Origin of the sequence: Mesobacillus jeotgali (assembly GCF_031759225.1) — a bacterium.
Lineage (GTDB): Bacteria > Bacillota > Bacilli > Bacillales > Cytobacillaceae > Mesobacillus > Mesobacillus jeotgali_B.
Map to the genome: position 1 here is coordinate 1,766,147 of NZ_CP134494.1, position 12,726 is coordinate 1,778,872.

General features: G+C 43.1%; 11 protein-coding genes. 10 read left to right on the plus strand and 1 reads right to left on the minus strand.

The window, feature by feature from the left end; translation table 11 throughout:
• The first annotated feature begins 10 nt into the window (after nucleotides 1–10).
• The 9 genes from rny to RH061_RS08745 all read left to right on the plus strand — a co-directional run bounded on the left by rny (nucleotide 11) and on the right by RH061_RS08745 (nucleotide 10,616).
• Nucleotides 11–1,573: a ribonuclease Y gene (rny, locus tag RH061_RS08705; RefSeq protein WP_311076327.1), complete on the plus strand. Its 1,563-nt coding sequence runs from the start codon at nucleotides 11–13 to the stop codon at nucleotides 1,571–1,573.
• 120 nt (nucleotides 1,574–1,693) lie between these two features.
• Nucleotides 1,694–2,491, plus strand: coding sequence for a TIGR00282 family metallophosphoesterase (locus RH061_RS08710; RefSeq protein ID WP_311075415.1), 798 nt, complete (start codon nucleotides 1,694–1,696; stop codon nucleotides 2,489–2,491).
• Between the two features lie 738 nt (nucleotides 2,492–3,229).
• Nucleotides 3,230–3,490, plus strand: coding sequence for a stage V sporulation protein SpoVS (spoVS, locus tag RH061_RS08715; protein ID WP_010193268.1), 261 nt, complete (start codon nucleotides 3,230–3,232; stop codon nucleotides 3,488–3,490).
• 135 nt (nucleotides 3,491–3,625) lie between these two features.
• The gene (locus RH061_RS08720) at nucleotides 3,626–4,561 is read left to right on the plus strand and encodes a dipeptidase (RefSeq protein ID WP_311075434.1); all 936 of its coding nucleotides are present in this window, start codon (nucleotides 3,626–3,628) and stop codon (nucleotides 4,559–4,561) included.
• 297 nt (nucleotides 4,562–4,858) lie between these two features.
• Nucleotides 4,859–6,592: a 2-oxoacid:acceptor oxidoreductase subunit alpha gene (locus tag RH061_RS08725; RefSeq protein WP_311075435.1), complete on the plus strand. Its 1,734-nt coding sequence runs from the start codon at nucleotides 4,859–4,861 to the stop codon at nucleotides 6,590–6,592.
• A 1-nt stretch (nucleotide 6,593) separates the two neighbouring features.
• Nucleotides 6,594–7,460, plus strand: coding sequence for a 2-oxoacid:ferredoxin oxidoreductase subunit beta (locus tag RH061_RS08730; protein WP_311075436.1), 867 nt, complete (start codon nucleotides 6,594–6,596; stop codon nucleotides 7,458–7,460).
• 329 nt (nucleotides 7,461–7,789) lie between these two features.
• Nucleotides 7,790–9,334 (plus strand): tRNA (N6-isopentenyl adenosine(37)-C2)-methylthiotransferase MiaB, encoded by a 1,545-nt coding sequence (gene miaB, locus RH061_RS08735; protein ID WP_311075437.1) that lies wholly within the window; start codon nucleotides 7,790–7,792, stop codon nucleotides 9,332–9,334.
• 1 nt (nucleotide 9,335) lies between these two features.
• The gene (locus RH061_RS08740; RefSeq protein ID WP_311075439.1) at nucleotides 9,336–9,773 is read left to right on the plus strand and encodes a YlbF/YmcA family competence regulator; all 438 of its coding nucleotides are present in this window, start codon (nucleotides 9,336–9,338) and stop codon (nucleotides 9,771–9,773) included.
• A 300-nt stretch (nucleotides 9,774–10,073) separates the two neighbouring features.
• The gene (locus RH061_RS08745; RefSeq protein WP_311075441.1) at nucleotides 10,074–10,616 is read left to right on the plus strand and encodes an outer spore coat protein CotE; all 543 of its coding nucleotides are present in this window, start codon (nucleotides 10,074–10,076) and stop codon (nucleotides 10,614–10,616) included.
• 123 nt (nucleotides 10,617–10,739) lie between these two features.
• On the opposite strand, the gene RH061_RS08750 is transcribed toward RH061_RS08745, so the two are convergent.
• Nucleotides 10,740–11,651: a 4Fe-4S dicluster domain-containing protein gene (locus tag RH061_RS08750; protein WP_311075443.1), complete on the minus strand. Its 912-nt coding sequence runs from the start codon at nucleotides 11,649–11,651 to the stop codon at nucleotides 10,740–10,742.
• A 305-nt stretch (nucleotides 11,652–11,956) separates the two neighbouring features.
• Here RH061_RS08750 and RH061_RS08755 point away from each other — a divergent pair, with 305 nt between their 5' ends.
• Nucleotides 11,957–12,571: a molecular chaperone TorD family protein gene (locus RH061_RS08755; RefSeq protein WP_311075445.1), complete on the plus strand. Its 615-nt coding sequence runs from the start codon at nucleotides 11,957–11,959 to the stop codon at nucleotides 12,569–12,571.
• Nucleotides 12,572–12,726 lie beyond the last annotated feature (155 nt).

Consider the following 12,726-nt stretch of genomic DNA (forward strand, 5'->3'; position numbering starts at 1 on the left):
GGTGAAAATGATGGATCTAATTATTTCAATCATCTCCATTTTGCTTGGCCTATTCGTCGGTGCAGTTGTTGGCTATTTTTATCGTAAATCCGTTGCGGAAGCAAAAATTGCAGGTGCCAAAAACGCCGCAGAACAAATTGTTGAAGATGCGAAGCGTGAGGCAGAGGCTATGAAGAAAGAGGCCCTGCTGGAGGCTAAGGATGAAAATCACAAGCTGCGTACTGAAGCAGAACGTGAAATTCGTGAACGAAGAAATGAACTGCAAAAACAAGAAAATCGTTTATTGCAAAAAGAGGAGAATCTTGATCGAAAAGATGAGTCGTTGAACAAACGCGAAAATCTTTTAGAGAAGAAAGATGACGCTCTTTCCAGAAGACAACAGCATATTGAAGAGATGGAAAGCAAAGTGGACGAGATGGTACGAAATCAGCAGACTGAACTAGAACGCATCTCGGGCTTAACGCGTGATGAGGCTAAATCCATCATTTTGGAGCGTACTGAGCAAGAACTTGCTCACGACATTGCACTAATGATTAAGGAAAACGAAAACAGGGCGAAAGAAGAATCCGATAAGAAAGCGAAAGAAGTACTTTCACTTGCCATTCAAAGGTGTGCAGCAGATCATGTTGCAGAAACGACTGTATCGGTCGTAAACCTTCCGAATGACGAAATGAAAGGGCGTATTATCGGTCGTGAGGGACGGAATATCCGCACCCTGGAAACGTTGACGGGAATTGATCTCATTATTGATGACACTCCGGAAGCAGTTATCCTTTCTGGATTTGACCCTATCAGACGTGAAACAGCCCGTCTAGCTCTAGACAAGCTTGTCCAGGATGGACGTATTCATCCGGCTCGAATCGAGGAAATGGTGGAAAAAGCGCGCCGTGAAGTTGACGAACATATTCGTGAGGTTGGGGAACAGACTACCTTCGAAGTGGGAGTACACGGACTGCATCCAGATCTTATCAAGATTCTTGGCCGCTTGAAATATCGTACAAGCTACGGACAGAATGTACTTAAACATTCTATGGAAGTAGCCCAATTGTCCGGATTGCTTGCCGCAGAACTAGGTGAAGATGAAACTCTAGCTCGCCGCGCAGGACTCCTGCATGATATCGGAAAGGCTATTGACCATGAGGTAGAAGGAAGCCATGTTGAAATCGGCGTAGAGCTCGCTACTAAATATAAGGAGCATCCAGTTGTTATCAACAGTATTGCTTCTCACCATGGTGATACTGAGCCGACTTCGATCATTGCAGTACTTGTTGCTGCTGCTGATGCATTATCAGCTGCAAGGCCAGGTGCCCGCAGCGAAGCGCTTGAAAACTATATCCGCCGTCTTGAAAGGCTGGAAGAGATTTCTGAATCCTATGAAGGAGTCGAAAAATCATTCGCAATTCAGGCAGGGAGAGAAATCAGGATCATGGTTAGGCCAGATCAAATCGATGACTTGCAGGCACACCGCCTCGCACGGGATATTCGCAAGAAAATCGAGGAAGAGCTCGATTATCCTGGACATATCAAGGTTACAGTCATTCGTGAGACACGGGCAGTTGAATATGCAAAATAAAGCGGTGCTTCGGCGCCGCTTTTTATATTGCATGCTCACTTAGCTGGTTTTCCTATAGTCTCGATGTTATGATACAATTTTTACATAAATAACTTAATTTGAAGGCAGGAATGAGGATAAATGAGAATTTTATTTGTAGGGGATGTCGTAGGTTCCCCTGGCAGGGATATGGTTACGGAATATTTGCCTAAGCTAAAAGGAAAATTTCGACCGACTGTTACCATCATAAATGGTGAGAATGCAGCGAGCGGTAAAGGAATAACAGAGAAGATTTACAGGCAGTTTCTCGAGCAGGGCGCCCAGGCAGTGACTTTAGGCAACCACGCGTGGGATAATCGTGATATTTTTGAATTCATCGATTCTGCTAAATATCTGGTAAGGCCAGCCAATTTTCCTGAAGAAGTACCTGGGAAAGGGATAGTCTATTTAAAGATCAACCAGGAGGAACTGGCAATAATCAACCTGCAGGGCCGTACTTTCTTGACGCCAATAGATTGCCCATTTAAAAAAGCAGATGAATTGATTGAGGAAGCGAGAAAACGCACTTCCCTCATCTTCGTCGATTTCCATGCCGAGGCAACTAGCGAAAAGCAGGCGATGGGCTGGTATCTTGATGGAAGAGTTTCCGCCGTGGTCGGGACGCATACTCATGTCCAGACAGCAGATGAGAGGATTTTGCCCTCTGGTACAGCCTTTCTGACCGATGTAGGCATGACCGGGCCTTATGATGGTATATTGGGAGTAGAAAAAGAAGCAGTACTTAGAAGGTTCATGACAAGCCTGCCAACACGCTTTGAAGTAGCCAAGGATGGAAGAAACCAGCTATCTGCAGTATTGATAGATTTGGACAAGAAAACTGGCAAGGCAGTGAAAATCCAGAAAATCCTGATTAATGAAGATCATCCTTTTTATGAGTAAAATATTTGGTTAACAATCCTTCAGACTGCAGGAAAGCTCATTAGAGTTTTTCTGCAGTCTATTTTACTTGGTTATCGAAGGCTTATGGAATTCCATAGGCTGAGGATACTACCAACTTAAGGAAAGGTATCCTTATGCCGAGGAAAGACGGATCATAAGGGCACGATACTCGAAGAAAGGTACCCTTATGATGATGGGATATTCTTCGAAAGGGCACCATTAAGATAGAAAGATACCCTTATGAAGAGGGAGGAGCCGTCAAAAGGGCACCATTAAGATAGAAAGATACCCTTATGAAGAGGGAGGAGCCGTCAAAAGGGCACCATTAAGATAGAAAGATACCCTTATGAAGAGGGAGGAGCCGTCAAAAGGGCACCATTAAGGTAGAAAGATACCCTTATGATGATGGGATATCCTTCGAAAGGGCATCATTAAGGTAGAAAGATACCCTTATGAAGAGGAAATGGACAACATAAGGGTGCGTGCAATCAACCCGGTAACGCATCCTAGCATAGAACCCAAACATTGCTTCCGCAGATATATCAATAAAAAAAAATCCTTCCCAATAATATTACTCAGCAATCAGCTCTAACAACAAAAATCATCTTCGTCACTCAATGCTTTTTTCTGCTTAAGGTCATATGTGGGCTTCCTCCTGAATATAGTAGCAGTGGAACAGACTAACCTGGATGTCCAAGTAAGGTGTCCGGGACGGGATAAAATAAGGAGGAGCCAGGAATGGAGATATTAAAAGTTTCAGCAAAATCTAATCCTAATTCTGTAGCTGGTGCGCTTGCTGGAGTACTGCGCGAAAGAGGGGGCGCAGAAATTCAGGCTATCGGGGCGGGTGCATTGAATCAGGCCGTTAAGGCAGTAGCGATCGCAAGAGGGTTCGTAGCACCTAGCGGAGTCGATTTAATTTGCATCCCGGCATTTACTGATATCCTGATTGATGGCGAGGAACGGACAGCCATTAAATTGATTGTTGAACCCAGATGAAAGCGCCAGCGCACCTATAGATAGATTAAGTTCTTTCAAGAATTTGCAAGGGTTATCTCAGCCTGTTTGCTACTAGCAAGCAGGTTTCTTTTATTTTTTGGAGTATAATGATGAATATAAAGAGGAGGGTATCCCATGAAAATCTTTGATGCTCATTGTGATGTTCTATATAAATTATTCGTTGATCCAACGCTTGATTTTTCTAAATCTACGGAACTGCAGGTGAATCTTGAAAGGCTGGAGGTTTCGAATACCAAAGTCCAGTTATTTGCCATCTATGTTCCTGAATCCGTTCACCCTGACCTGAAATTTGAAGCTGCACTAAGAATGGCAGATTTATTTTATGAGAGAGTCCTGAAGCCCCATCCTCACTTAAAGCTGGTAAAAGACAGAGGAGACATTGACCAGCTTGCTGAGAATGAAATAGGGGCTGTTCTGACACTTGAGGGGTGTGATGCAATTGGACAAGATTTATTGAAATTGCGAACCTTGTTGAGGCTTGGAGTGTGTTCTGTAGGCCTGACATGGAACTATGGAAACTATGTGGCAGATGGGGCCCTGGAAGAGCGGGGAGCGGGCCTCTCAAGGTTTGGCCGTCAGGTTGTCCAGCTGCTGAATGAAACAGGGACACCCTGTGACGTTTCACATTTATCTGAACAGGGATTTTGGGATGTTATGGATAGAGCTGATCATGTGTTTGCATCCCATTCAAACTGTTATTCGCTTTGCCAGCATCCTCGAAACCTTAAGGATGATCAGATCAAAGCACTAATTGATCGGGATTCCGTAATAGGTGTTACCTTTGTGCCAGAGTTCTTGTCAGGTAAAAAGGATTCTGCTTCCATTCAGGATGTCCTCCGCCATCTTGATCACATTTGTTCTCTCGGAGGAGAAAATCATGTGGGTTTTGGGTCGGACTTTGATGGAATTGAATTTTCAGTGAGGAATCTCGAAGGCAATGAGCAGTATGAAAACCTTTGGAACGAACTGCAAAAATATTATTCTGATATACAAGTGAATAAGTTCCTATATAAGAATATGGCTTCAAGACTGCCTGTGCAAAGTCGCTGAATCCAGCGAGGAAGGACAATTACTTCCCGTGGAACCACGGCCATCTCTGCGAAAGACTTATAATATTTTAATAAATAAAAAAATATTCATATTTTGGTCAATAATTATTCTTAAAGGGTTGCTTTTTTATTCACATAGGTCTAGAATTGTAAGCGTTTAGTACCATCCATTTGCTAGATTTCAGCATGAAATGCAAGATATAAACCGCTTAATTCTAGTGAATTACTTGGAAAAGTGCTACACTTAATAACGAAGCGTTTTTACATATTTTTTTACGTATCTAAAGGGGTGTAAGAGATGATCAATCAACTTTCATGGAAAGTTGGCGGACAGCAGGGAGAAGGAATTGAATCTACCGGGGAAATTTTCTCTATTGCATTGAACCGTCTAGGCTACTACTTGTATGGCTACCGTCACTTTTCATCACGTATCAAGGGCGGACACACAAATAACAAGATTCGAGTGAGCACTACAGAGGTTCGATCTATTTCTGACGATTTAGATATTCTTGTAGCTTTCGATCAGGAAACGATCGATGTAAACTACAAAGAATTGCATGAGAACGGCGTAATTATTGCTGATTCTAAGTTTGACCCAAAAAAGCCTGAGGACACTCAAGCTGCGATGTATGCGGTTCCATTTACGGAAATGGCTACAGAATTGGGAACATCTCTTATGAAAAACATGGTTGCCATTGGTGCGACTAGTGCAATTTTAGACTTGGATATCCAGGTTTTCGAAGAAGTCGTCCAGGAAATTTTCGGACGCAAAGGACAACAAGTTGTCGATAAAAATATGGAAGCTATCAAAGCTGGCTACGAATATACGAAACAACAATTAGGCGGCGCTGAGACAATGCAGCTTGAAAAAGCTGATGGACAGAAGCGCATGTTCATGATTGGTAACGACGCAATTGCTATGGGTGCACTTGCAGGCGGCTGCCGTTTCATGGCTGCATACCCAATCACACCTGCTTCAGAAATCATGGAATATTTGATCAAGAAGCTTCCTGCTCTTGGCGGAACAGTAATCCAGACGGAAGACGAAATCGCTGCTGTCACTATGACGATCGGCGCTAACTACGGTGGTGTACGTGCCCTTACAGCTTCAGCTGGACCTGGTCTTTCATTGAAGATGGAAGCAATCGGTCTTTCTGGTATCACAGAAACTCCGCTTGTCATTGTTGACACACAGCGTGGCGGTCCGTCAACAGGACTTCCTACAAAACAGGAGCAGTCAGATTTAATGGCAATGATTTATGGTACTCATGGTGAGATTCCTAAAATTGTTTTTGCTCCAAGTACTGTTCAGGAAGCATTCTACGATGCAGCTGAAGCATTCAACCTCGCTGAAGAATATCAGTGCCCTGTCATTATGCTGACTGACCTTCAGTTATCTTTAGGAAAGCAGACAGTTGAACCGCTTGAGTTCGACAAAGTGGAAGTACGCCGCGGCAAATTGGCTACGGAAGCACTCCCTGAAATTGACAATAAAGGCTACTTCAAGCGTTATGAAGTAACTGAAGATGGTGTTTCACCACGAGTGATTCCTGGAATGAAGAACGGAATCCACCACGTTACTGGTGTTGAGCACGATGAAACAGGAAAACCATCAGAATCTGCTGCTAACCGTATTGCGCAAATGGATAAGCGTATGCGCAAAATCAGCAATCTGAAATTCAATACGCCTATCCACAAGAATGCTCCGCATGAGGAAGCTGATCTGTTGATCGTAGGTTTCAACTCTACAAGAGGTGCAATTGAAGAAGCAATGGGTAGGCTTGAGAAGGATGGTTTGAAAGTGAACCACGCACATGTGCGCCTAATACATCCATTCCCGGCTGATGAAATGATGCAGCTTGTTCAATCTGCAAAGAAAGTTGCGGTTATCGAAAATAATGCGACAGGACAGCTGGCAAACATCATGAAAATGAATGTCGGAAGTCATGAGAAGATCCATAAGATCCTCAAGTATGACGGAAATCCATTCTTGCCGCAGGAAGTCCACACAAAATGCAAGGAGTTGTTCTAGGATGGCGACTTTTAAAGAATTTCGCAATAATGTAAAACCAAACTGGTGCCCAGGCTGCGGCGACTTCTCTGTACAGGCGGCCATGCAGCGTGCGGCTGCAAATGTGGGTTTAGAACCTGAAGATCTCGCGGTAATTTCTGGTATCGGCTGTTCAGGCCGTATCTCTGGATATATCAATTCATACGGTTTCCATGGTATCCATGGACGTGCACTACCTATTGCACAGGGCGTAAAGATGGCCAACCGTGATTTGACAGTCATCGCTTCTGGTGGTGATGGAGACGGATTCGCAATCGGTATGGGACATACAGTCCATGCAATCCGCCGAAACATCAACATCACATACATTGTCATGGACAACCAGATTTACGGTCTGACAAAGGGACAAACATCCCCGCGTTCGGCTGCTGGCTTCAAGACAAAATCAACTCCTGCAGGTTCCATCGAGCAGGCCATTTCTCCAATGGAATTGGCTTTGACAGCTGGCGCTACTTTCGTGGCACAAAGCTTCTCGACTGACCTGAAAGACTTGACAGCGCTGATCGAAGCTGGAATCAAGCATGAGGGTTTCTCATTGATCAACGTATTCAGCCCTTGTGTAACTTACAACAAGGTAAACACTTACGATTGGTTCAAAGAAAACCTGACAAAGCTTAGCGATATTGAAGGATACGATCCATCAAACCGTGAAGCAGCAATGCAGACTTTGATGCAGCATAATGGATTGGTTACAGGACTAATCTATCAAAATACAGAGCGTAAGTCTTATCAGGATCTGGTAAGCGGTTATTCTGAAACTCCGTTGTCAAAAGCAGACCTTAAGCTTGATCAAGCTCATTTTGATAAGCTGGTTGCTGAATTCATGTAATAAAAGCAGAGTGTATTTCAATAAAACCCCAATCGTCCAGGATTGGGGTTTTATTATTCTTGTAAAATTGGGATAATTAGTGACAAGCATCACGCCAATATGCTTAGCTTTAAGGTAATATAGAAGACTAAGCCAGCTTTTTTTACCAGGAAAGCTGTATTTCCAGTGCCTGCTATTGTTTTCATAAGTTCAAGAGTTTATACTATTATAATGTGTATATTTAATATTTTCAGGGTGAAATATAGCCCTTTTAAAAGTAGAAAGCAGTGACGAGCAGCAGTGCAGATTCCATAGTTGCCTGCTCGCTTTCTAATGAAAGGAGATCTATAATGAACGAGAATCAACGCTTGGAAGGACAGCAAGTACAGACTGGGAATTCTTCGGACAAAAAATCCAGCAAGGATTACAGCAAGTACTTTGAATCGGTATATACAGCTCCTTCCCTGAAGGATGCGAAAAAACGCGGCAAGGAAGAAGTCAAGTACCACAAGGACTTCGATATCCCTGAAGAATTCATTGGAATGGGCCAGGGACGCAAATTCTACATCCGCACATATGGCTGCCAGATGAATGAGCATGATACAGAAGTCATGGCTGGTATTTTCCTTGGCCTTGGCTATGAGCCTACGGACAGCGTCGAGGATGCAAATGTCATCCTTCTGAATACATGCGCAATCAGGGAAAATGCTGAAAACAAGGTGTTTGGTGAACTAGGCCATTTAAAGCATCTAAAAAGAGAAAAACCTGATCTCCTATTGGGAGTTTGCGGCTGCATGTCCCAGGAGGAATCGGTCGTCAATAAAATTCTCAAAACATATAACCAGGTTGATATGATTTTTGGTACACATAATATCCATCGCCTGCCGAATATTCTGCAGGAAGCTTATATGTCCAAAGAAATGGTTGTTGAAGTCTGGTCCAAGGAAGGAGACGTCATTGAAAACCTTCCGAAGGTCCGCAAAGGGAATATCAAGGCATGGGTCAACATTATGTATGGATGCGACAAGTTCTGCACATACTGCATCGTTCCTTATACACGAGGCAAAGAGCGAAGCCGCCGCCCGGAAGACATCATCCAGGAAGTCCGCCAGCTTGCAGCCCAGGGCTATCAGGAAATTACCCTGCTTGGCCAGAATGTAAACGCGTATGGTAAAGATTTTACAGACATCGAGTATGGTCTAGGTGACCTGATGGATGAAATGCGCAAGATCGATATCCCGCGTGTCCGTTTTACAACAAGCCATCCTCGTGATTTTGACGATCACCTGATTGAAGTGCTGGCTAAAGGCGGAAACTTGATGGATCACATCCATCTGCCTGTACAGTCAGGTTCTACTGATGTATTGAAGATTATGGCGCGAAAGTACACCAGGGAACAATATCTGGAGCTCGTGCGCAAGATCAAGGCAGCAATCCCTAATGTTACATTGACAACAGATATTATCGTAGGATATCCGAACGAGACAGATGAGCAATTCGAAGAAACAATGTCTCTTGTCCGTGAGGTAGGCTATGAATCAGCCTATACATTCATTTACTCTCCAAGGGAGGGCACACCTGCTGCTAAAATGCAGGATAATGTCCCGATGGAAGTGAAAAAAGAACGCCTGCAGCGCCTGAATGCACTTGTGAACGAGCAATCCGCGCAGTCCATGAAGAAGTATCAGGATCAGATTGTTGAAGTTCTGGTTGAAGGCGAAAGCAAAAACAACCCAGATGTTCTTGCAGGGTATACCAGCAAGCTGAAGCTTGTCAATTTCGTCGGTCCGAAGTCTGCAATCGGCAAAATCGTCAAGGTGAAAATCACAGATGCAAAAACATGGTCATTAAACGGGGAAATGGTAGAAGAAATACAACCAGTTGAGGTGAAGTAAGTTGGCAAAATACAATAAAGATGACATTATCCAGCGCTCAAGAGAAATCGCAAGAATGATTGCGGAAACAGAAGAAGTTGACTTTTTCAAACGTGCAGAAGCACAGATCCATGAGAATGAAAAAGTGAAAACACTTATTTCTTCTATTAAAGGCCTTCAAAAACAGGCTGTTAACTTCCAGCATTACGGAAAAACAGAGGCGCTGAAGAAGACTGAAGCAAAAATTGCTCAATTAGAGCAGCAGCTAGACGAGATTCCGGTGGTCCAGGAATTCAAGCAATCACAGCTCGATGTGAATGAATTGCTTCAGCTAGTGGCAACAACTATTTCCAATACGGTAACAGATGAAGTGGTTGCATCAACTGGTGGAGATGTGCTTCGCGGTGAAACGGGAGCATCTTTGAAAAACGGAGAAAGCTGCCATACACATAACCATTAATCATTGAATAGAAGATGGCACCCTGTGATATAGGGTGCCATTTTTTCATTACTTTATATTTTCTGAGCTGTTGACTATATACCCCTTTTTATCCATTCAAGTTCTCCTTTTTGATTGCCATTTAGAAACCAATTCAATCTTAAATTCCCCATCAACTTTCTTCAATTGGGAACATTCGAGCTATATGGGCATACAATGAACTATGCCTAAGTTTTTACCAGCGGTTCTAAAATTAATCGCACACTAGTCTAATATCACGCATAGGATGAATTGAAAAAGATTGAGGAGGTTTCGCTCGCAATGGGAGATTACAGAGAGATTATTACGAAAGCCGTCGTAGCGAAAGGACGCAAGTTCACGCAGTCCAATCATACGATCAACCCAGCGCATAATCCGAGCAGCATTCTGGGCGCTTGGGTCATAAACCATAAGTATAAGGCAAAAAAAGTAGGGAAAGTGGTCGAAGTAAACGGGTCTTACGAGGCCAATATCTGGTACTCCTTTGATGATAATACAAGAACTGAAGTAGTGACGGAGAAAGTAACTTACTGCGATGTCATCAAACTGAAGTACCGTGATCCTGATTGCTTGGATGACCATGATGTCCTGGTCGAGGTTCTGCAGCAGCCTAACTGCATAGAAGCGGTCATTTCGCCTAATGGCAATAAAATCATCGTTCACGTCGAGAGGGAATTCCTTGTAGAGGTCATCGGTGAAACAAAGGTATGTGTTGTCACTCATCCAGGCGGATGCGACTGCGATGATGATGAGTGGGGCCATGGTGTCGATGATGACGAATTTGAAGATTTGAACCCAGACTTCCTTCTAGGAGAGGAAGAATAACTTTGAACTAGGAAGCTTGCACTTCCTAGTTTTTTTTGTTCCATAGTATAAAGAGGCACGGGATATCGAAGCGGGTGAAGAACCGTCCTTCTCATGTACAGTGCCTTTATTGTGGACCTTAACCTAAAGGAAGAAGTTAGGCTTTTCAGTTGTACTGCAAACATGACAGCAATCAGATTCCTCCCAGGCATGGAAGCCACTTTTGCATTGTGTGCATGTGTTCTGATGCAGGTTGTAAGAGACAGGTGGCGCCTGATTAATCTTTAGCTCCACTTTGATTGCACTTGTACCGCAAATGTCCATGCATAGATTGCACCCAATACATTGGTTCTCGTTCAATATTAGCTCCTTTTCACCGAGGCTGAATATGCCAGGCGGACAGACATTAAAACAGCCTTCACATAATGTACATTCATCCTCGCTAATCCTCACTTTATAAAATGACCAATCTTTAAAAAGGGCTGATGGTTTAAAATTGTTCTCGTTGAAACGCCATTTTACAGGTGTCACAGAAGAGAGGACGGTTTTCTTGCTGTCTGATGAAAGCTTTGCAAAAAAATCGCGCCTTGATAATCTGGGCTGCTCTTTTTCCTCCAAGACAATCTGGTTTGTAGCCTGAAGCTGCTCGAGCTGCATTGCACCAAGGATTTCATTGACTTGGCTAATCCTGTCTACTAAATCCGCATTTAATGCATGCTGATGAATAAAGCGTATTCCTTTTTTATGGTAGTAAAGCAATTCCATTATGGCTGGAAGTGGTGAATTCTGCTCGAGCAGGAGATATTTCTGGATGACCTTTCTTGAAGGCGATTGCCCTTTGACCGCCTGTACTGGACAGGCTGTGATACATACGCCGCAAGATGAGCATCTTTTATCATCAATGAGTATCTTGCCATCCTCAAAAATGATGGCTTCATCTGGGCATTCGTCCATACAAGCAGAGCAGGTACTTAGCGGACTGATCTTCCTTGTGCAGGATTCCGAGATATCGAGCTCGTAGCTAAGGCTTTCAAGCCAATTAGTTAACAGAGACATTATAGTCACCTCAAGTGCATTATTCTTTACTTTCATTTTACGATTAAACCTATGAAAATGAGGCGAGTTTGCCGGATATTCAAACTTATGTAAAAGAAAGTTCACAAATATAGAACAGTAAAACTGATGGATCATCAATAAAACCAATAAATATCAGCCTTGTCCATTGAACTTGTGTAAAAAGTCTTACACGTTGTTAGGTGAAATCCTTCAGATACTATAGGGGGATTAGCCACAGAATGTATATTGTTTCACAAACTCTAATGCCATATAGTGAAGGTGTAATCGAAAGGTGGTGAATCCCGGTGATTGGATTAAATAACAAAACAGAGTGTGCGAACGATTTTTTAATCCTTGCAGATTTATATAAGCTTCCAACTATAGATATCTGGGATGAGATTAAAGAACAGGATCTTCTAAAGAGGCTGGAAGCATCTATCAAGGATCATTACAATATTGCTTTATCTTTAGAGGAATTTCTGCCTGAAAATTATGCTGAATTTCAGGAAATATACAAGAGCTCAATTGGTAGCACGCAAACAGATGCGGCACTTCCGATTGAATCGCTGTATAAACCGTGGACACAGGATGAAACGTGCACTCTCCCCTTTGCAAGGGATAAGGGCTACGTCCTGGGTGATTCTGCGTTACATATCAACTATCTGTTAGAGAAGCTGAAGATCGAGATTCCTGTTGAACTACAGGGCATGCCGGATCACTTGGCAATCCTGCTGGAGTTGCTGGCCTATTTCATAGAACATGCTCCAGAACAGTTTATTGCAGAATTTATTGATGATCATTTCGATTGGCTGGAGGAATTCGAATCCCAGCTTTCGAAAGCAACAGAGCATCTCTTTTATCAGAGAATGACGAGATTATTGATCGGAACTGTGAAGGCATATCGAAACACTTATCTGTGAATCCTGCAATTTTAAAGGTGGTGATGCTTTTAGTGATGGATAAACAATTGAAAAAAACTATTGTAATAGAATCAATTCCATCAGCCAGGTACTGTGTGGAGGCGTCAAGAAGTTTCCTTTTAGCAATGCTGGAGGAAGCATCAAGATATCGAAGC

Coding starts and splice junctions, on each gene's coding strand:
- spoVS (WP_010193268.1), top strand. CDS start 3,230: ATGGAGATATTAAAAGTTTCAGCAAAATCTAATCCTAATTCTGTAGCT.
- RH061_RS08745 (WP_311075441.1), top strand. CDS start 10,074: ATGGGAGATTACAGAGAGATTATTACGAAAGCCGTCGTAGCGAAAGGA.
- miaB (WP_311075437.1), top strand. CDS start 7,790: ATGAACGAGAATCAACGCTTGGAAGGACAGCAAGTACAGACTGGGAAT.
- RH061_RS08720 (WP_311075434.1), top strand. CDS start 3,626: ATGAAAATCTTTGATGCTCATTGTGATGTTCTATATAAATTATTCGTT.
- RH061_RS08710 (WP_311075415.1), top strand. CDS start 1,694: ATGAGAATTTTATTTGTAGGGGATGTCGTAGGTTCCCCTGGCAGGGAT.
- RH061_RS08750 (WP_311075443.1), bottom strand. CDS start 11,651: ATGTCTCTGTTAACTAATTGGCTTGAAAGCCTTAGCTACGAGCTCGAT.
- RH061_RS08730 (WP_311075436.1), top strand. CDS start 6,594: ATGGCGACTTTTAAAGAATTTCGCAATAATGTAAAACCAAACTGGTGC.
- RH061_RS08725 (WP_311075435.1), top strand. CDS start 4,859: ATGATCAATCAACTTTCATGGAAAGTTGGCGGACAGCAGGGAGAAGGA.
- rny (WP_311076327.1), top strand. CDS start 11: ATGGATCTAATTATTTCAATCATCTCCATTTTGCTTGGCCTATTCGTC.